16 protein-coding genes are annotated in these 19,669 nt (G+C 68.2%); 5 read left to right on the plus strand and 11 right to left on the minus strand.

Annotation, left to right across the window (positions count from 1 at the left end; all coding sequences use genetic code 11):
- Positions 1-38: 38 nt before the first annotated feature.
- The 3 genes from rsgA to AAHB17_RS03720 are packed head-to-tail and all read right to left on the minus strand — an operon-like array spanning position 39 to position 2,537.
- A complete protein-coding gene (rsgA, locus tag AAHB17_RS03710) occupies positions 39-989 on the minus strand; it encodes a ribosome small subunit-dependent GTPase A (protein ID WP_446719552.1) in 951 nt (316 codons plus the stop codon).
- Positions 956-1,264 carry a 4a-hydroxytetrahydrobiopterin dehydratase gene (locus tag AAHB17_RS03715; protein WP_342129146.1) on the minus strand — a complete coding sequence of 103 codons (309 nt, stop codon included), beginning with the start codon at positions 1,262-1,264 and terminating at the stop codon, positions 956-958. The genes rsgA and AAHB17_RS03715 overlap by 34 nt, the downstream gene beginning before the upstream one ends.
- Positions 1,265-1,274: 10 nt before the next feature.
- A complete protein-coding gene (locus AAHB17_RS03720) occupies positions 1,275-2,537 on the minus strand; it encodes a M48 family metallopeptidase (RefSeq protein WP_342129147.1) in 1,263 nt (420 codons plus the stop codon).
- A 64-nt stretch (positions 2,538-2,601) separates the two neighbouring features.
- Between AAHB17_RS03720 and orn the strand changes: the two genes are divergently transcribed.
- Positions 2,602-3,198 carry an oligoribonuclease gene (orn, locus tag AAHB17_RS03725; protein WP_342129148.1) on the plus strand — a complete coding sequence of 199 codons (597 nt, stop codon included), beginning with the start codon at positions 2,602-2,604 and terminating at the stop codon, positions 3,196-3,198.
- Positions 3,199-3,243: 45 nt separating this feature from the next.
- Here the strand turns inward: orn and AAHB17_RS03730 are convergent, their stop codons facing one another.
- Both AAHB17_RS03730 and AAHB17_RS03735 read right to left on the minus strand, forming a co-directional pair.
- On the minus strand, positions 3,244-4,254 hold the full coding sequence (locus AAHB17_RS03730; protein WP_342129149.1) for an inorganic phosphate transporter: 1,011 nt from the start codon (positions 4,252-4,254) through the stop codon (positions 3,244-3,246).
- 16 nt (positions 4,255-4,270) lie between these two features.
- On the minus strand, positions 4,271-4,918 hold the full coding sequence (locus AAHB17_RS03735; protein ID WP_342129150.1) for a DUF47 domain-containing protein: 648 nt from the start codon (positions 4,916-4,918) through the stop codon (positions 4,271-4,273).
- Between the two features lie 452 nt (positions 4,919-5,370).
- On the opposite strand from AAHB17_RS03735, the gene AAHB17_RS03740 reads away from it, so the two are divergent.
- Positions 5,371-7,269, plus strand: coding sequence for a DEAD/DEAH box helicase (locus AAHB17_RS03740; RefSeq protein ID WP_342129151.1), 1,899 nt, complete (start codon positions 5,371-5,373; stop codon positions 7,267-7,269).
- A 121-nt stretch (positions 7,270-7,390) separates the two neighbouring features.
- Here the strand turns inward: AAHB17_RS03740 and AAHB17_RS03745 are convergent, their stop codons facing one another.
- Positions 7,391-11,254, minus strand: coding sequence for an EAL domain-containing protein (locus AAHB17_RS03745; protein ID WP_342129152.1), 3,864 nt, complete (start codon positions 11,252-11,254; stop codon positions 7,391-7,393).
- Positions 11,251-12,159, minus strand: a complete 909-nt coding sequence (locus AAHB17_RS03750) for an NAD(P)-dependent oxidoreductase (RefSeq protein ID WP_342129153.1) — start codon at positions 12,157-12,159, stop codon at positions 11,251-11,253. The genes AAHB17_RS03745 and AAHB17_RS03750 overlap by 4 nt, the downstream gene beginning before the upstream one ends.
- A gap of 127 nt (positions 12,160-12,286) precedes the next feature.
- On the opposite strand from AAHB17_RS03750, the gene AAHB17_RS03755 reads away from it, so the two are divergent.
- Together AAHB17_RS03755 and AAHB17_RS03760 are read left to right on the plus strand one after the other, a co-directional pair.
- A complete protein-coding gene (locus tag AAHB17_RS03755; protein ID WP_342129154.1) occupies positions 12,287-13,165 on the plus strand; it encodes an alpha/beta hydrolase in 879 nt (292 codons plus the stop codon).
- A 13-nt stretch (positions 13,166-13,178) separates the two neighbouring features.
- Positions 13,179-13,709: an Mpo1 family 2-hydroxy fatty acid dioxygenase gene (locus AAHB17_RS03760; protein WP_342129155.1), complete on the plus strand. Its 531-nt coding sequence runs from the start codon at positions 13,179-13,181 to the stop codon at positions 13,707-13,709.
- Positions 13,710-13,774: 65 nt separating this feature from the next.
- Here the strand turns inward: AAHB17_RS03760 and AAHB17_RS03765 are convergent, their stop codons facing one another.
- On the minus strand, positions 13,775-14,752 hold the full coding sequence (locus tag AAHB17_RS03765; protein ID WP_342129156.1) for a GMP reductase: 978 nt from the start codon (positions 14,750-14,752) through the stop codon (positions 13,775-13,777).
- A 220-nt stretch (positions 14,753-14,972) separates the two neighbouring features.
- Here AAHB17_RS03765 and AAHB17_RS03770 point away from each other — a divergent pair, with 220 nt between their 5' ends.
- Positions 14,973-17,384: a UvrD-helicase domain-containing protein gene (locus AAHB17_RS03770; RefSeq protein ID WP_342129157.1), complete on the plus strand. Its 2,412-nt coding sequence runs from the start codon at positions 14,973-14,975 to the stop codon at positions 17,382-17,384.
- Positions 17,385-17,507: 123 nt separating this feature from the next.
- On the opposite strand, the gene AAHB17_RS03775 is transcribed toward AAHB17_RS03770, so the two are convergent.
- The 3 genes from AAHB17_RS03775 to AAHB17_RS03785 are packed head-to-tail and all read right to left on the minus strand — an operon-like array spanning position 17,508 to position 19,640.
- Complete coding sequence (locus AAHB17_RS03775; RefSeq protein WP_342129158.1) at positions 17,508-18,266, minus strand: BPSS1780 family membrane protein; 759 nt, start codon at positions 18,264-18,266, stop codon at positions 17,508-17,510.
- Positions 18,263-19,288 (minus strand): homoserine kinase, encoded by a 1,026-nt coding sequence (locus AAHB17_RS03780; protein WP_342129159.1) that lies wholly within the window; start codon positions 19,286-19,288, stop codon positions 18,263-18,265. Before AAHB17_RS03780 ends, AAHB17_RS03775 begins: the two co-directional genes overlap by 4 nt.
- A gap of 37 nt (positions 19,289-19,325) precedes the next feature.
- Positions 19,326-19,640 (minus strand): hypothetical protein, encoded by a 315-nt coding sequence (locus AAHB17_RS03785; RefSeq protein WP_342129160.1) that lies wholly within the window; start codon positions 19,638-19,640, stop codon positions 19,326-19,328.
- Positions 19,641-19,669 lie beyond the last annotated feature (29 nt).

The raw sequence follows: 19,669 nt of genomic DNA on the forward strand, positions 1-19,669 counted from the left end.
CCGCCCACCGTTGCGGGTTCCGCGCCGAGACAACCACCTCAGTATCGGCTTGCGGACAACTCTTCAAACAGCATCTGGTAGATCGCGTGGCGCTGGGCGCTGATGCGTGGTGCGGCGGCCGCGCCCACCACGTCGCGTACCGCGCAGCCGGGCTCGTGCAGGTGGGTGCAGTTGTAGAAGCGGCACTGTCCCAGCAGCGGCGCGAAGTCACGCATCAGGCCGGCGAGCTTGGGCGCTTCGATGTGGCGCAGGCCGAACTCCTGGAAACCGGGTGAATCGATCAGGGCGGTCGTGCGGGCTTCGTCCACCCAGTACCAGGTGGTGCTGGTGGTCGTGTGCTTGCCGGAGTTGAGGGCGCGCGAGACCTCGCCGGTCTGCGCGCCCGCGCTGGGCACCAGGCGGTTGATCAGGGTGCTTTTGCCGGCGCCCGATGGCCCCAGCACCAGCGTGGTCCGGCCCTGCAGCCGGGCCTGCAGCGTGGCCAGCGAGGCGTCGGGCGCGTCGCCGCCCTTGAGCCCGAGCTGCAGCACCTGATGGCCCATCTCGCGGTAGGGCGCCAGCCGTTCCCAGGCGCGGGCGTAGGCCTCGCCCAGGTCCATCTTGTTGAGCACCACCAGCGGTTCGATGCCTTCTGCGTCGGCTGCGATCAGGGCCCGGCTCAGCTGGCTTTCCGAGAACTCCGGATCGGCCGCCAGCAGCACCAGCACCTGGTCGAGGTTGGCGGCGAAGGACTTGGTGCGCACCTCGTCCTGGCGGTAGAACAGGTTGCGCCGCGGATCGACTTTCTCCACCGTGCCTTCGTCCTGTGTGCCCAGCCAGCGCACGCGGTCACCCACCACCACCTGGCTCTTCTTGCCGCGCGGGTGGCAGATCAGCCGGCTGCCGTCGGGCGATTCCACCAGGCAGTGCCGCCCGTGGGCGGCGACCACCAGGCCGGGGCGCAGCGCGGGCGCGTTCAAGCGAGCAGGGCGTCTACGCGCGCCGCACAGTCGAAGTCGCTCACCGAGATGCCGTTCACGTCGTGGGTGTTGAAGCGCACGGTGCAGCGGCCGTAGCTCACCGCCAGGTCGGGGTGGTGGTCGGCGCGGTGGGCGATGTGGGCCAGCGCGTTGACGAAGGCCATGGTCTCGTGGAAGTTGGGGAAGCTGTAGCTTTTTTCGATCGCTCCATCGATCAGCTTCCAGCCGTGGGCGCTGTCGCCGTTGAGCTGGGTCAGCCGGGTGACAACTTCGGTGGCGCTGAGCGCGCGGCGGGTGGTGTTCATGGTCGTTGGGTCAGTGCGCGCCCAGGCGGGCCAGGCGTTCGCTGGCGGGCGGGTGCGAATAGTAGAAACGCGCGAACAGCGGGTCGGGGGTCAGCGTGCTCGCATTGTCCTTGTAGAGCTTGAGCAGGGCGTGGCCCAGGTCGGCGCCGCTGGTCTGGGCCACGGCGTAGGCATCGGCCTCGAACTCGTGCTTGCGCGAGAGTTGCGCGCCCAGCGGCGACAGGAAGTAGCTCAGCAGTGGCACCACCAGCATGAAGAGCAGCAGGGCCAGGGCATCGTTGGGTGCGTCCATGGACGGCACCACGCCCAGGCCGAAGTAGAACCAGGCCTGCTGGCTGAGCCAGCCCAGCGCTGCGAAGCCCAGCAGGCTGATGGCGAACAGCGTCACGATGCGTTTGAGCACGTGGCGGTGCTTGTAGTGGCCCAGCTCGTGCGCCAGCACCGCGTCCACCTCGGCCGGGCTGAGCTGCTGCAGCAGGGTGTCGAAGAACACCACCCGCTTGGCGGCGCCAAAGCCGGTGAAGTAAGCGTTGGCGTGGGCGCTGCGCCGGCTCCCGTCCATCACGAACAAGCCCTTGGCGGCAAAGCCGCAGCGCTGCATCAGCGCCGTCACGCGGGCCTTCAGGGTCTCGTCTTCCAGCGGCTTGAACTGGTTGAACAGGGGCGCGATCAGGGTCGGGTAGAGCACCAGCATCAGCAGGTTGAAACCCATCCACACCCCCCAGGCCCACAGCCACCACAAGGGGCCGGCCGCCGCCATCAGCCACAGCACCAGGGCGGCGATCGGCAGGCCGACCGCGGCGCCGATCAGGGTCGATTTGACCAGGTCGCTGAGCCACAGCGCGGGCGTGTTCTTGTTGAAGCCAAAACCCTGTTCGAGCCGGAAGGTGCTGTACCAGGACAGCGGCAATCCGATCAGCCCGCCGATCAGCGCGAAGGCGGCCAGCAGGGCCAGCTGCTGCAGCATGCCACCGCCCAGCCAGTCCAGCAGCCCGTGGTTGAGGGCGTTGAGGCCTCCCAGCAGCGTCCAGCCCAGGGCCACGGCCGCGCTCAATGCCACGTCGATCAGGCCCAGGCGGGTCTTGGCGATGGTGTAGTCGGCGGCCTTCTGGTGCGCGCTCAGCGGCACCTGGGCGGCAAAGGCCTCGGGCACGGCGTTGCGGTGCTGGGCCACGTGGCGCACCTGGCGGCCGGCCAGCCAGAAACGCACGCCCACCTGCAGCAGCAGCAGGGCACAAAAAGCCAGGGTGAACACGAGCGAGGGGGATTGCATGAGGGCAAGTCTAGCGAAACCGCGGCTGGCGGCCCCGGCATCGGCGAAAATCCACGCCATGAACATGCAATCTTCCCCTGCGGCCGTGGCCGCCGCCGCTCCGGACACCCCGCCCACGCTGGCGCGCAATGACCAGAACCTGGTCTGGATCGACTGCGAGATGACGGGCCTGGATCCCGAGGTCGAACGGCTGATCGAAATCGCCGTCGTGGTGACCGGGCCCAACCTGGAGCCGCGCATCGAAGGCCCGGTGCTGGTGATCCACCAGAGCGACGCCGTGCTCGACGCCATGGACGCCTGGAACAAGGGCACCCACGGGCGCAGCGGCCTGATCGACAAGGTCAAGGCCAGCACGGTGACCGAGGCGCAGGCCGAGGCCGAGCTGATCGCCTTCATTTCCCAGTACGTGCCCAAGGGCAAGTCGCCCATGTGTGGCAACACCATCGGACAGGACCGGCGCTTCCTGGTCAAGTACATGCCCAAGCTGGAGGACTTCCTGCACTACCGCAACCTGGACGTGAGCACCTTGAAGGAGCTGGCCAAGCGCTGGCGCCCCGAGGCCTATGCCAGCTTCAAGAAGAAGCAGCTGCACACCGCCTTGGCCGACGTGCACGAGTCCATCGACGAACTCGAACACTACCGCGAACACCTGCTGAAATGAACAACGGGGCCATCGGCCCCGTTTTCGTTTCAGCACCACAAGGCGTCAGAACAAGGTGAAGCTGATCCAGTAGGCCACGGCCGCCACAAAAGCCGATGCCGGAATCGTCAGTACCCAGGCCCAGACGATGTTGCCGGCCACGCCCCAGCGCACGGCGCTGGCGCGTTGCACCGAGCCCACGCCGACGATGGCGCCGGTGATGGTGTGGGTGGTGGAGACCGGCACCCCCAGCATGGTGGCGAGGAACAGGGTCATCGCGCCGCCCGTTTCGGCGCAGAAGCCACCCACCGGTTTGAGCTTGGTGATCTTCTGGCCCATGGTCTTGACGATGCGCCAGCCGCCGAACATGGTGCCCAGGCCGATGGCGGCGTAGCAGCTCACGATGGTCCAGGTGGGAGGCGAGGCGTCGGTCTTGGAGGCGTAGCCGGTGGCGATCAGCAGCATCCAGATGATGCCGATGGTCTTCTGGGCGTCGTTGCCGCCGTGGCCCAGGCTGTAGGCCCCGGCCGACACCAGTTGCAGGCGGCGGAACCAGCCATCGACCTTGGACGGACGCGTGCGGCGGCACAGCCAGGCCACGATCACCATCATCAGCGAACCCAGCGTGAAGCCCAGCAGGGGCGACACGAAGATGAAGGCGACGGTGCGCATGATGCCGCTGGCCACCAGCGCACTGGCACCGGCCTTGGCGATCACCGCGCCGACGATGCCGCCGATCAGCGCGTGCGACGAGCTGCTGGGGATGCCGTAGTACCAGGTGATGACGTTCCAGGTGATGGCGCCGATGAGGGCGCCGAACACCACGTGCACGTCGATCACGCTCGGGTCGGCGATGCCCTTGCCCACCGTGGCGGCCACGCTGAGGTGGAAGATGAAGATGGCTACGAAGTTGAAGAAGGCCGCGAAGACCACCGCCTGGCCTGGCTTGAGCACACCGGTGGACACCACCGTGGCGATGGAGTTCGCCGCGTCATGAAAGCCGTTCATGAAGTCGAACAACAGCGCGAGCGCCACCAGCAACACCACGACCCACAGGGCCGCCTGAACCGTCGTCATGGTCGGTGCTCCGGCTTCAGGAGTTCTCGAGGACGATGCCCTCGATCTCGTTGGCCACGTCCTCGCACTTGTCGGTGATGGTTTCCAGCAGCTCGTAGATGGCCTTGAGCTTGATCACCTCGCGCACGTCGGGCTCCTCGCGGAACAGCTTGCTCATGGCGGTGCGCATCACGCGGTCGGCGTCCGATTCGAGGCGGTCGATCTCCTCGCAGGTCTTGAGCGCGGCCTCGGCGGTCTTCTGGTCAGCGATCTTGCCCAGCATGCCCACCACGTCCTTGAGCCGCTCGCAGCACTTGACGCTGAGTTCGGTCAAGCGGGTGATCTCGGTCGTCATGTGGCGAACGTCGTACAGCGCCATGGTCTCGGCCGAGTCCTGGATCAGGTCGGCCACGTCGTCCATGGTGTTGATCAGCGAGTGGATCTGCTCGCGGTCGATGGGCGTGATGAAGGTCGTGTGGATCAGGCGGTTGACCTCGGCCGTCACCTTGTCGGCGGCACGTTCCGCGTGGTCCACTTCCTGGTTGTATTTCTCGCGCAGCTCCGCGTCGCCGTAGTTGGCCACCAGCTTCGCAAACGCGTGGGCGGCCTCGACGATGTGCGTCGCATGCTGGTCGAACATCTCGAAAAAATTGCCCTCACGGGGCAACAGCTTGCCAAACAGCATGGCTTCTCCAGAGCGTGGGAATGAAAAAAAGTCCGCATCGGCAACACGGACAGATGGGCGAATTTTACCCGGCGCTCCCGGCCGACTGGCGGAAATGTGAAGATGAATTTGGGGAAAACCCGCATTCGTGCCATAATCGTGGGCTGCCTTGCATTTGGCACGGCAGAAACTGTACATCTCCTTCATGCACCTGGCCCAAGCGCCGCAACGGGTGTCGTTCCCACAGCAACAGGGAACGGCCCGGCGACGCCACACAAGGGCCCACGCATCCCAGCAGCTGCAGTGACACGGTCGACAGGACCGCTCACCGATGAAGCTGCCGGCGCGTTGACCGTTTGATGGTTGATGTTTTGTAACCACGAACGGATCAGCGCCCGAAGGCCATACCCACAGCGGGTTGTCGGCCGGGGTGACTGCTTTCGATCAATTGCGCCCCAGGCGCATGGACGAACATGAGCGACTTTGAAGTGCGCGGCGATATCACGCCCGAAACCCTTTCCGACAACCTGGTCGAGCACACGCTGGAAGCGGCTGTCGAGACCCCGGCCGAGCCCAATGGCTTCGAGCTGCTGGGCCTGGCCCCCGAGCTGGTGCGCGCGGTGGCCGACCTCGGCTACGTGCAGCCCACGGCCGTGCAGAACGCCGTCATTCCTGACGCGATGAACCCGGGCCTGGCCGGTGGCCGCTACACCGACCTGATGGTGTCCAGCCAGACCGGCAGTGGCAAGACCGCTGCCTTCCTGCTGCCCGTGCTGCACACCCTGCTGCAACAACAGGCCGAGGCAGAAGCCGCCGAGCGTGCCGAATTCGAGCGCCTGAGCGCCGAAGCCGCTGCCCGTGGCGAGGCCGCTCCGAAGCGCCCCAAGCGCAAGAGCCCGCTGGACCCGCGCCATTTCAAGGCCGCCACCCCGGGGGCACTGATCGTCTGCCCGACCCGCGAACTGGCCCAGCAGGTGGCCCACGACGCCATCGAACTGGTGACGCATTGCCGTGGCCTGCGCGTGGCCAACGTGGTCGGCGGCATGCCCTACCAGCTGCAGATCGCCAAGCTGCAGAACGCCGACCTCGTGGTGGCCACCCCTGGCCGCCTGCTCGACCTGCAGCGCTCGCAGCAGATCAAGCTGGAAAAAGTGCAGTTCCTGGTGGTCGACGAAGCCGACCGCATGCTCGACCTGGGCTTCTCGGACGACCTGGCCGAGATCAACGAACTGACCAGCCAGCGCCGCCAGACCATGATGTTCAGCGCCACCTTCGCGCCGCGCATCCAGCAGCTGGCCTTGCGCGTGATGCACGAGGGCGGCAAACACGTCAAGCGCGTGCAGATCGACACCCCGCAGGAAAAACACGCCAACATCAAGCAGGTGCTGTTCTGGGCCGACAACGCCCAGCACAAGCGCGCGCTGCTCGACCACTGGCTGCGTGACACCTCGATCAACCAGGCCATCGTGTTCGCCAGCACCCAGGTGGAGTGCGACGGCCTCGCCAACGACCTGCAGCAGGCCGGCTTCGACGCCGTCGCCCTGCACGGCGCCCTGAGCCAGGGCCTGCGCAACCGCCGCCTGATGGCGCTGCGCGACGGCCGTGTGCAGATCCTGGTCGCCACCGACGTCGCCGCCCGCGGCATCGACGTGCCCACCATCACCCACGTGTTCAACTTCGGCCTGCCCATGAAGGCCGAGGACTACACCCACCGCATCGGCCGCACCGGCCGCGCCGGCCGCGATGGCCTGGCCGTGACCTTTGCCGAATTCCGCGACCGCCGCCGCATCGGCGACATCGAGGCCTACAGCCAGCAGCGCTTCAAGGCCGAGGTCATTCCCGGCATGGAGCCGAAGGAGCGCCCGCCCGCACCGGCCCGCGCCGAGCGCGGTGGCCGCCCCGGCGGTGACCGTGGTGGCCGTTTTGGCGGCCGTGGCGACAGCCGCGATGGCCGTGGCTTTGGCGGTTTCGGCCGCACCGACAAGGGCCGCTTCGAGGGCGGCCGCCCCGAGGGTCGCTTTGAAGGCCGCCCGGAAGGCCGTTTCGACCAGCAGCGTCCCGAAGGCCGTTTTGACAACCAGCGTCCGGAAGGCCGTTTCGAAGGCCGTGGCGACCCGCGTTTCGCGGACCGTGGCCAGCCGTCGCCTTTCGAGCGTGGCGGTGACCGTGGTGGCGAGCGCAACTTCGACCGTGGTGCCGCGCGTGGCAACGACCGCCCCGTGGCCGCCCCGCGTTTCGACGACCGTGGCCCGCGTGGCGCGGCTCCCCGCTCCTTCGCACCCGCCGGTCACCGTGGTGACCGCGGTCCCGGCGCACCCGCCGGCAAGGGCTTTGGCGGCCCGCGTGGCAACGACCGCCGCTTCGCGCGCTGAGCACTGTTCTGGCTGAATTGTCCGCCTCGGCGGGCGGTTCACCGGGACACGAACCGCCCCTGGCCCATGGCCGCGGGCGGTTTTTTTGCGCCCCTGGGGCGCAGGCCGTGTCGGTGCCGCCTCAAGGGGTCAGCAGCAAGGGCGTCGCCGACGCGGCTTGCTGCCGCAGCCAGGCCTCGAAGCGATCGGCCGGCATGGGCCGCGCGATGCGGTAGCCCTGCACCTCGGAGCAGCCGCCCTGGCGCAGTTGCGCCAGCTGCTCGTCGGTTTCCACACCCTCGGCGATGGTCTTGAGGCCCAGGCTTTGCGCGAGGTTGATGATGGCGCCGACGATCAGCGCGTCTTCCGGGTCCACGCACATGTCGCGCACGAAGGACATGTCGATCTTGAGCTTGTACACACGGAAGCGCTTGAGGTAGCTCAGCGAGGAGTAGCCGGTGCCGAAGTCGTCCACCGACATCAGGATGCCCTTGTCGTGCAGCCGGTTCATGGTGGCCACGGCGCCTTGTGGGTCGTGCATGGCCACGCTTTCGGTCAGCTCCAGCTCCAGGCAGTCGGGCGGCAGCTGGGCCTCGTCCAGGATGTCCATCACCAGCTCGGGCAGGCGTGGCAGGCGGAACTGCACCGCCGACAGGTTGACCGCCATCACCATCGCCGGCAGGCCGGCATCGCGCCAGGCCTTGAGCTGGCGGCATGCGTTGCGCAGCACCCATTCGCCGATCTGCAGGATCTGGCCGCTGCTTTCGGCCACCGGCACGAATTCGGCGGGCGACACCGGGCCCCATTCGGGGTGGTTCCAGCGCAGCAGGGCTTCGACACCGATCACCTGGCCGGTGTCCAGCGACACCTGGGGCTGGTAGTGCAGGCTCAGTTGCTCGCGTTCCAGCGCCCGGCGCAGCGCGTTGTCCAGCTGCAGGGTTCGGATGGAGCTGGCCTGCATCTCGGCCGTGAAGAAGCTGTAGCCGTTGCGGCCTTGCTGCTTGGCGCGGTACATGGCGGTGTCGGCGCAGCGGTACAGGGTCTGGTAGTCGGCGCCGTCCTCGGGGTAGAGCGCCAGGCCGATGGAGGGCGTGATGTTGAGCTCGTGCTGTTCCAGCTGGTAGGGCTGGGAGATGTGTTCCAGCAACCGCCGCGCGATGTGGGTCGCGTCGTGCGCGCCGGTGGATGGCAGCACCGCCACGAACTCGTCGCCGCCGAGGCGGGCCACGGTGTCCTGCTCGCGCACCACCGCCGTGATGCGTCGCGCCACTTCCTCGAGCAGCAGGTCGCCGATGTGGTGGCCCAGCGAATCGTTGATGTTCTTGAAGTGGTCCAGGTCCAGGAACATCAGCGTCAGCGGCTCCCGGTTGCGCTTGGCCTGGCTCAGGTCGTGGTCCACCCGGTCCTTGAGCAGGGTGCGGTTGGCCAGGCCGGTCAGCGGGTCGAAGTGGGCCAGCGAGCGGATCTGCGCCTCATGTGCCTTGCGTTGGCTGGTGTCGCTGAAGATGGCGATGTAGTGCCGCGTCAGGCCTTCGTCGTCGAGCACGCGGGTGATGGACAGCCACTCGGGGTAGACCTGCCCGTCCTTGCGCCGGTTCCACACCTCGCCCTGCCACTGGCCGGTGGTGTTGAGTTCGTGCCACATGTCGGCATAGAACTCGCGGCTCTGGTGGCCCGACGCCAGGTAGCTGGGCAGCTTGCCCATGATCTCCTCGGCCTCGTAGCCAGTGATCTGGGTGAAGGCCGGGTTGACCTTGATGATGTGCTGCTGGGCGTCGGTGATCAGGAAACCTTCGCTGCTCTTGTCGAACACGGCGGCCGAGAGCTGCAGCGCCGCTTCGTCCTGTTTGCGTTCGATGGCGATGGCCACGAAGCGGGCCGCTTCTTCGAGCAGTTGCGCGTCTTCGGGCTGCGGCATCTGCGGCGTGCGGTGGTAGACGGCGAAGGTACCGGCCACCTGACCATCGCGGGTGATCACCGGCTGCGACCAGCAGGCCGCCAGCCCCGCCGCGGTGGCCAGGTCCAGGTAGGGCGCCCAGTTGGGATGGGTGGTGATGTCGCCGACGTAGATGGGCTGCCGGGCCGACGCCGCCGCGCCACAGGAGCCCACCTCCGGGCCGATCGGCAGGCCCCGAAAAGCCTGCACGTAGGCCGGCGGCAGGCTGGGACCGTAGCCTTCGCCAAAGTGCTGGTGGCTGTCGTCCAGCAGCAGGATGGTGCACAGGCTGCCCGGCAGGCTGTCCTCGAGCTGGCGCACGGAGCGGTTCAGCAGTTCCGGCAGCGTCAGCTCCTGGGCCAGCAGGTTGAGCAGGAAGGTGCGCAGCAGCGCGCGGCGCTGGGCGCGGCGGATTTCGGTCAGGTCCTGGTGGGTGCCCGAGACCCGCACCGGGCGGCCCTTCTCGTCGTAGTGGACCAGCGCCCGGGCGAGCACCGGGATGGCATGGCCGTCGCGGTGCCGCAGGCGAAATTCCAGCGAGTAATGGGAGCGGCCCTGCGCCACGATCTCGCGGAAGTAGTCCACGCCGCGCTGGAAATCGTCCGGGTGGGTGTAGCTGTGCCAGAAGTGGGCGTCGGCCTGGATGGTGCCACGGTCGGGTTCGCCCACCATGCGCCACCATTGCGGCGACAGGTAGAGTTCACCCGTGCCGGGGCTCCAGTCCCAGGGGGCGTCGTTGGAGGCCTCGAAGGCCAGCGCCAGCCGCTCGCGGGCGGCCTCCAGCGCGACCTCGGTGCGTTTGCGCTCGGTGATGTCGCGCGCGATCATGATGAAGCGGGCAGGGCCGTCGGTGGCGCCGGGCTTGTTGGCCACCGACAGCTCGAACCAGGCCCCTCCGGGCTGGCCCGGCACCGCCAGTGGGTACTGGCGGCCGACGGAATGCCCTTGGCTGCGCGCCTCCTGCAGGGCGTCGCGCACCGCCTGCAGCGCCTCGGGCGGCAGGAATTCGTCCACCCGGCGGCCCAGGATCTCATGGGCCGGCAGCATCAGCAGTTCAGGCTGCTGGGTGTGCACATGGTGCAGACGCAGCTCGTCGTCGATCTCGAACAGCAGGTCGGGAATGGCGTCCAGCGTGGCGGCCAACTGCAACTGGCTGGTGGCGATGGTGGCGGTGCGCTCCTGCACCGTCTGCTCCAGTTGCGCCCGGTGTCGTGCCAGTGCCAGGCCCAGCTGGGTCAGGTAGGCCAGCAGGGCACTCAGCAGCAGCCCCGCGAAGGCGCCGGCGCCCAGGCGGGGCGCGCTGTACCAGCCGTCCTGCGGTGCCAGGCTCAGGGTCCATTCGGCGTTGGGCACGCGCAGCGTCTTGTCCACCGGCGACAAGGCCGCGACGGAGGCCGAGGCCGCGATGGTCTGGCGCTGGCCGGTCTCGGGGTGGTTGCGCCAGAGTTCATAGCGGTAGCCCAGTTCCTGCAGCGATTCCAGGCCCGTGGCATCCAGCGCGTCGGGGAAACGGATGGTGACGTTGACAAAACCCCAGAAGCGCCGCTCTCCCTGTTTGTCGTTGAAATAGACCGGCAGCCGACCGACCACGCCCTGGCCGCCCTGCACCAGATTGAGCGGTCCGGCCAGGGTCAACTGGCCGGTGTCGCGGGCCAGGAAGGCCTCGGGGCTTTGTTTGGGGTCCTTGAGCTGGTCGAAGCCGACGACGCTGCGGTTGGACTCCAGCGGCACGATGTGGCGGATGACCCCGCCGGGCGACAGCGACAGCGCCGTGATGCCGGGGTAGAAGGGCAGGATTTCGTGGGCGATGGACTCGAAGTCGATCACCACGCCGCGGTCCTTGCGCAGGGCGGCGGCCAGCAGGTAGGTGGTCGAAAGCAGGCGGTCGATGCGGCTTTCAATGGCCCGCGCCTGATCGGTCGCGAGGCCCAGCAGCACCGTGCGCTGCGAGGCCACGCGCTGGCGCTCCAGGTGCCAGACCAGACCGCCCGACAAGGTGGCGACCAGCACGAAGACCAGCAAGGGCAGGCTGCGGCTGGAGGCCCACGCGGTGCGGTGCGGCGTGCTCATGTCATGCCGTTGCGCTGCGCCAGCGCCACGAACAGGCCGGAATGGTCCAGTTCGCTCAGGCCGTCCTGCACCGCCTGGGCATACAGCGACTCGAACAGCTGCGTGACAGGGGCATCGAAGCCCATGGACTGGGCGGTGGCCATGGCGTTGCGCATGTCCTTGAGCTGCACCGTCATGGCGGCGCGCTTGGCGAAGTCGCGCTCCACCATGCGCTGGCCATGCAGCTGCATGATGCGGCTGTCCGCGAAGCCACCCATCAGGGCCTCGCGCACCTTGCCCATGTCGGCCCCGCCCTTGGCGGCGAGCAGCAAGGCTTCGGCCACCGCGCCGATGGTGATGCCCACGATCATCTGGTTGGCCAGCTTGGCGAGCTGGCCCGCGCCGTGGGGACCCACGTGGGTGACACGGCCCAGGGCCGCCAGCACAGGTGCGACAGCCGCCACGTCGGCCTCGTCGCCGCCCGCCATGATGGCCAGCGTGCCTTGTTCGGCGCCGACGGTCCCGCCCGACACCGGCGCGTCCACATGGCGCGCGCCGTGTTCGGCCAGGCGGGCCGCGTGGGCCCGCGCCTCGTCGGGCTTGATGGAGGACATGTCGACCACACAGGCGCCCGGGCGCAGCGCGGCCAGCAGGGCGTCGTCCAGCAGCACGGCGGCCACCGCCGGCCCGTCGGTCAGCAGGCAGATCACCACATCGGCATCCCGCACCGCTTGCGCCGGGGTGTCGGCCACCCGGCCGCCGAAGGGCAGCAGGCGCTCGGCCTTGTCGCGCGAGCGGTTCCATCCCGTGACTGTGTGGCCGGCTTCGCACAGGCGCCTGGCCATCGGGAAACCCATGAGGCCGATGCCCAGAACGGCGACCTTGGACAGAGGCGTGGGAGCGGCGGCGTGTTCGGTGGTGGGCATGGTGCGCAATGGGGCTACGACTGGATTCTATTGAGAATGTCAATTGGCTTGCGAAATCCGCGGCTTGGCTGCCTCGGGTGGCGCGGCGCGTTGTGCCAAGATGGCGTTTTCACCACGATTTCCGTCCATGGCAACCCTGCAAGCCCCCGACGCCGACTGGCTGGACCGCATGTACAACAACCGCGCCCGCGTGCCGGACCACATGCGCTATTTCGAACGCTGGGCCGCCGCCTCGGCTGCCACGCGCGCCAGCCTGCCCTGCGCGCTGGACCTGCCCTATGGCCCCTCGGCCACGGAGACGCTGGACGTGTTCCACCCGGCCAGCGCGCCACGTGGCGGGGCGCCGGTGCTGGTGTTCGTGCACGGCGGCTACTGGCGTTCGCTGGACAAGGCCGACCATTCCTTCATCGCCGCGCCCTTTGTGGCGGCCGGGGTCTGTGTGGTGATGACCAACTACACGCTGTGCCCGGCGGTGCGCGTGAGCGACATCACCCAGCAGACCGCCCAGGCGCTGGCCTGGACCTGGCGCCACATCGCCGCCCATGGCGGCGACCCCAGGCGCATCACGGTGGCCGGGCACTCGGCCGGGGGCCAGCTGGCGGCCATGATGCTGACTTGCCGCTGGCCCGAACTGGGTGCCGACCTGCCGCCGCGCCTGGTGCGCAACGCGCTGTCGGTCTCGGGTCTGTTCGACCTGGAGCCGCTGCGCCACACGCCGTCGCTGCAGCCGGCGCTGCGGCTCACCCCCGAGGAAGTGCAGCGCGTCAGCCCGGCCGGCCTGCCCGTGCCGCCGCCTTCGCGTGGCCGGGGCCGGCTCTACAGCGTGGTGGGCGGCGACGAAAGCGAGGCCTTTCTGCAGCAGAATGCGCTGATCCAGCAGGCCTGGGGCCATGCGGTGGTGCCGGTGTGCGAGGTCTTGCCGGGACTCAACCACTTCAGCGTCGTTGATGCGCTGGCCACCCCTGGTCACCGCCTGCATGGCCTGGCACGCGAACTCCTGAGTTGAAAGGGCATCTTCGATGGCTTCCTTGTTCCGACCCGGTACCGCCCTCATGGTGCAGTACGCCCATTACCACCGCGACCGCCGCAACATCGCCAGCCACTTCATCGGCATCCCGATGATCGTGTTCGCCGTGGGTGTGCTGCTCAACCGGCCTCTGTTCGAGGTCGGCGGTGGGGTCTTCCTCACGCCCGCCGTCGTGCTGTGGGCCGTCAGCACCCTGTGGTACCTGAGCCGGGGCCTGGGCCTGGTGGGCCTGAGCACCGTGGTGCTCAACCTGTGGCTGTTCTGGGCCGCCCATTTGCTGATGGACGCCAGCACGCCCGTGTGGCTGGCCTGGGGCCTGGGCGCCTTCGTGCTGGGCTGGGTCATCCAGTTCGTGGGGCATCACTGGGAAGGCCGCAAGCCCGCCTTTGCCGACGACCTGGTCGGCCTGCTGGTGGGCCCGGCCTTCGTGGTGGGCGAGGCCTTGTTCGCCGTCGGGCTGTGCAAGCCTATGGCCGAGGCGATTGAACGCGAGGCAGGGCCGCTGCGCAGCCAGCGCGCCTGACGCACCGCGCAGCGGCGGAGCCCCGGGCCGAACCCGCAGGGCGCGGAACGCAAGGGGGCTCAAGCTCACATAAAGAGGTGCTCGCCGGCGTTGTCGCCGCCCAGGACCACGTAGTTCACCTTGCGCACGTCCATCAGCCGGGTGCCGCCAGCGTAGCTGATGGAGCTTTGCACGTCCTGCTCCATCTCCACCAGGGTCTCGGCCAGCTTGCCCTTGATGGGCTCCAGGATGCGCTTGCCTTCCACGTGTTTGTACTCGCCCTTGTTGAAGTCGCTGGCCGAGCCGTAGTACTCCTTGAACAGCTCGCCGTCGACCTCGACCGTCTTGCCGGGCGACTCCTCGTGGCCGGCGAACAGCGAGCCGATCATCACCATGGTGGCGCCGAAACGCACGCTCTTGGCGATGTCGCCGTGGCTGCGGATGCCGCCGTCGGCGATGATGGGCTTGGTGGCCACGCGGGCGCACCACTTGAGCGCGCTGAGCTGCCAGCCGCCGGTGCCAAAACCGGTCTTGAGCTTGGTGATGCAGACCTTGCCCGGACCCACGCCTACCTTGGTGGCGTCGGCGCCCCAGTTCTCCAGATCGATCACCGCCTCGGGCGTGGCCACGTTGCCCGCGATCACGAAACTGGCCGGCAGTCGGGCCTTGATGTAGCCGATCATGTCGCGCACGCTGTCGGCGTGGCCGTGGGCGATGTCGATGGTGATGTATTCGGGCACCAGGCCTTGCGCCGCCAGGGTGTCCACCGTGGCGCGGTCGGGCGCCTTCACCCCCAGCGAGATGGAGGCAAACACGCCCGCCGCGCGCATGTCGCGCACGAACTGCACGTTGTCCAGGTCGAAGCGGTGCATCACGTAGAAATAGCCGTTGCGGGCCAGCCAGAGGCAGATGGCTTCATCCACCACGGTCTTCATGTTGGCCGGCACCACCGGCAGCTTGAAGCGGCGACCGCCGAGTTCCACGCTGGTGTCGCACTCCGAGCGGCTTTCCACGCGGCATTTGCGCGGCAGCAGCAGGATGTTGTCGTAGTCAAAAATTTCCATGGCGCTCAAACTCCGTGTCATTGAAGAAGAGGGCGCTTGGCTTGGACACCGGCGTTTTTGCCGCGTGTGGGCAAAAAAAACCGGGCGCCAAAAAACTTGGGCCCGGTGCTTGATTCTACTCGGGCACGCCCGTGAACCCGGATACGGCGGCGCGGATGGCCCTTATATGAAATGGGCCATGTCGCCGGCGGGGCGCCAGCGGGCTTCCTAAAATCACCCCATGACCTTGTTCCAAGACCACGCGGCGCCATCGCCCTCGCTTTCGCCCCTGCTCCAGCACCTCAACCCCGAGCAGCTCCAGGCGGTGACGCTGCCGGCCGAGCACGCCCTCATCCTCGCCGGGGCCGGTTCGGGCAAGACGCGCGTGCTCACCACCCGCATCGCCTGGCTGCTGCAGACCGGCCAGGTGTCGCCCGGTGGCCTGTTGGCGGTGACCTTCACCAACAAGGCGGCCAAGGAGATGATGACGCGCCTGACGGCCATGCTGCCGGTGAATGTGCGCGGCATGTGGATAGGCACCTTCCATGGCCTGTGCAACCGCCTGCTGCGCGCGCACTGGAAGATGGCCAACCTGCCGCAGAATTTCCAGATCCTGGACACGCAGGACCAGCTCAGTGCCGTCAAGCGCCTGTGCAAGCAGTTCAACGTCGACGAGGACCGTTTTCCACCCAAGCAACTGCAATGGTTCATCTCGGGCCACAAGGAAGACGGCCAGCGCCCGCGCGACGTGGTGGCGCGCGACGAGGAAACCCGCAAGAAGGTGGAGCTCTACCAGCTCTACGAGGAGCAGTGCCAGCGCGAGGGCGTGGTCGACTTTGGCGAGCTGATGCTGCGCAGCTACGAGCTGCTGCGCGACAACGACCCGCTGCGCGAGCACTACCAGCGGCGCTTCCGCCACATCCTGGTGGACGAGTTCCAGGACACCAACCGCCTGCAGTATGCCTGGCTCAAGCAGCTGGCCGGGCACGAGGAGAACGGCCGCTTCGTGAGCGGCGGCAACGCCGTGCTGGCGGTGGGCGACGACGACCAGAGCATCTACGCCTTCCGTGGCGCGCGCGTGGGCAACATGAGCGACTTCGTGCGCGAGTTCGATGTCCAGCACCAGATCAAGCTGGAGGAAAACTACCGCAGCCACAGCAACATCCTGGACAGCGCCAACGCCCTGATCAGCCACAACAGCGAACGCCTGGGCAAGAACCTGCGCACCGCGCAAGGCCCGGGCGAGCCAGTGCGCGTGATGGAGACCGCCACCGACTTCGAGGAGGCGCAGTGGATGGTGGACGAGATGCGCCAGCTGATCCGCAACGACGGCTACGCCCGCACCGAGATCGCCGTGCTCTACCGCAGCAACGCGCAGAGCCGGGTGATCGAAACCGCCTTGTTCAACGCCGCGGTGCCCTACCGCGTGTACGGCGGCCTGCGTTTTTTCGAACGCGCCGAGATCAAACACGCGCTGGCCTACCTGCGTCTGCTGGAGAACCCGCACGACGACACCAGCTTCATGCGCGTGGTGAACTTCCCGCCGCGTGGCATCGGCGCGCGCAGCGTGGAGATGCTGCAGGACGTGGCGCGCACGGCCAACGTGTCCCTGCAGGCGGCGGTGCTGAGCCTGGACGGTGCCGCGCGCACCAAGCTCAATGCCTTCACCGCCCGCATGGATGTGATGCGCGAAGCCACCGAGGGCAAGACCCTGCGTCAGATCGTGGAACTGGTGCTGGACCACAGTGGCCTGCTGGAACACTTCCGCGCCGACCGCGACGGCGCCGACCGGGTGGAGAACCTGGAGGAACTGGTCAACGCGGCCGAGAGCTTCGTCACCCAGGAAGGGTTCGGCCGCGACGCCGTGGCCCTGCCGGTGGACGAGACCGGTGCGCCGGTGCTGAGCCAAAGCCCGGCCAGCCAGGGCCTGGACCCCAGCCTGCCCGATCTCACCGGCCTGGCGACCACCGGCATCACGCCCGATGGCGAGACCCTGAGTCCGCTGGCGGCCTTCCTCACCCACGCCGCGCTGGAGTCGGGCGACAACCAGGCGCAGGCGGGCCAGGACGCGGTGCAGCTCATGACGGTGCACGCGGCCAAGGGCCTGGAGTTCGACGCGGTTTTCATCACCGGCCTGGAAGAGGGCCTGTTCCCCCACGAGAACTCGCTGTCCGACCGCGCCGGGCTGGAGGAGGAGCGCCGCCTGATGTACGTGGCCATCACCCGTGCGCGCAAGCGCCTGTACCTGAGCCACTCGCAGACACGCATGCTGCACGGCCAGACCCGCTACAACCTCAAGAGCCGCTTCTTCGACGAACTGCCCGAGGACAACCTCAAGTGGATCGCGCCGCGCGCGCCGGCCGGCGGCGGCCTGTCCGGTGGGTTCAAGGGGGGCGGTTCGGGCTGGAAGGCCGCGTCATCGCGTGGCACCGGCGCCACCGCGCCCTGGGCCGCGTCCGCCCCCGTGCCCCCGCGCAAGGACGACGGCAACACCGTCCGCGCCGGCATGCAGGTGTTCCACAACAAGTTCGGCGAAGGCAAGGTGGTCACGGTCGAAGGCAGCGGCGCCGACGCCCGCGCCCAGATCAACTTCCCGCGCCACGGCACCAAGTGGCTGGCGTTGAGCGTGGCGAAGTTGACGCCAGTCGAGTAAAGAATCGGGACCCCCTCGCTCCACCGCTGCGCGGGTCGCTGCCCCCCAGGGTGGGCGCGCTCCTCGCCTTGGGGCGGCCCGGCGGCGGGCCCATCGTTGTCCCGCTCCGGCGCACGGGTGGGCCTATTCCGTGAAGCTGTCTCGGAACGTGAAGTAGAACGAGCTGAAGAACATGGCCGCCATCAGCAGGGCAGCAGGGAACAGGGCCACCTGCATGGCGCCGCCGCCCAGCATCGAGGCGGCCAGGCTGACCAGCACGCCGCAGAGCACGAACACACCCATCCAGGCCAGCAGGTAGACCAGCATGGCGCCCTTGTTCTGCCAGCAGGCCATGAAGCTGAAGAACAGGCTCTTGACCGGCGAGACGCCGTGCCAATGCACCAGCGCCGGCGCATGCCAGAACAGCAGGGCCAGCGGCAGGTAGAGCGACATGCCCACCCACATGGCGGTCTGGAACTCGCTGCTCTGCACCGTCTCGGCCGTCACGTTGCCGCCGCCCAGGTACATCTGTGCGAACTGGCCGCCGTCGAACAGGGCCGAGACACCCATCACCAGCAGGAAGCCGGCGGCATAGAAGGCACCCAGCTGCAGCATGGCGTTGAGCCGTTCTTTGCCGGCGCGAAAAGCGCTGGCCAGCACCGTGGGCATGGGAAACTTGCCTTCCGAGGCCTCGCGGCTGGCGGCCATCAGGCCCAGCGTGGCGGCTGGCAGCAGGGCCAGGGCCACGGCCGTGCCCACCAGCGGCAGCACCGAGACCACCGACACCACGGCCATGAACAGGAAGAACAGGCCCGACATGGCCAGGGGCTGGCGCCAGAATGTCTTGATGCCTTCGCGTACCCACACCAGGCCGGTGCGGGCGCTCACGGGATGGAGTCTCATGCGGTGGCCGTGGTGTGGGTCGCCAGATCGGGCGCGGCCCGGTCCGCCGTGTCCAGGCCGTCCATGCCCAGCGGGTGTGCGATGCGCTGGCGCAGGACACGCTCGAAATGGGCCGGGTCGTGGGCCTTGAGCACGCTGGCTTCGCGCGGCAGGTGGAAATCCCACAGGCGCGACACCCAGAAGCGCAAGGCGCCGGCGCGCAGCATGGCGGGCAGCAGTCGGCGCTCGGCGGCCTCCAGCGGGCGCACCGACTGGTAGGCGGCCACGAATGCGCGAGCGCGGGCACCGTCGTGGGCGCCGCTGGGCAGGTCCACACACCAATCGTTGAGGCAGACCGCGAGGTCGAACAGCCAGGTGTCGACGCCGGCGAAGTAGAAGTCGAAGAAGCCGCTGAGCCGGCCGCCGTCGAACATCACGTTGTCGCGGAACAGATCGGCGTGCACCGGGCCACGCGGCAGGGCGGCGTAGGCGGGGCTGGCGGCCACGTGGTTCTGGTAGGCCAGCTCGCTGCGCAGCAGCTGGGCCTGTGCCGCGTCGACATGGGGCAGCACCACCGGCACGGTGTCGTTCCACCACGACAGGCCACGCAGGTTGGGCTGCTGGCGCGTGTAGTCTCGCCCGGCCAGGTGCATGCGGGCCAGCATGGCGCCGACCTGGGCGCAGTGGTCGGCGGTGGGGGCCAGTTCGCTGTGGCCGCGCAGCCGGTTGACCAGCGCGGCCGGCTTGCCCTTGACCTTGTGCAGGATCTCGCCCTGGGCATCGGCCACCGGGTCGGGCACCGGGATGCCGTGCGCCGCCAGGTGCCGCATCAGGTGGAGGTAGAAGGGCAACTGCTCGAAGCTCAGGCGCTCGAACAGGGTCAGCACATGCTGGTGCTGTTCGCCGTCGCGCTCCGAGGTGACGAAATAATTGGTGTTCTCGATGCCGCCGCTGATGCCCTTGAGTTCGATCAGTTCGCCCAGGTTCAGGGCTTGGAGCAGGGCGGTGGCGTCGGATGGGGTGACTTCGGTGAATACGGCCATGGCGCGCAGCTCGTGGTCGGTCTGATCGCGGGCGCGATCAGAAGTTGAACATGCGCCAGCTGGTCCGGCCGGCGCTGCCGGTGCGCTGGCCGCCCGAGGCCGGGGCCTCGTTGGCGCTCTGGGGCGCCACCTGGTAGGCGGGCACGTCGGTCTGGGTGCTGACATCGATGCGGCGGGTTTCGCCGCCCACGCGCAGCTCGTCGATCTGGCTGCCGGCGTCCTTGTGCTGGATGCGCTCGGTTTTCTGCTCCACGCCCTGTGGCGCGGTGGTGGTGGCGGGGGCAGACTGGGCCAGGGTGCCGGTGGCGGCGCAGGCGGACAGCAGCAGGGCGGAGATCGTGATTCGGCGCATGGTCCGATTGTAGGCCGGTGGCCCGTGGG

The sequence above is a fragment of the Hydrogenophaga sp. OTU3427 genome, assembly GCF_038440225.1.
Taxonomy (GTDB): domain Bacteria; phylum Pseudomonadota; class Gammaproteobacteria; order Burkholderiales; family Burkholderiaceae_C; genus Hydrogenophaga.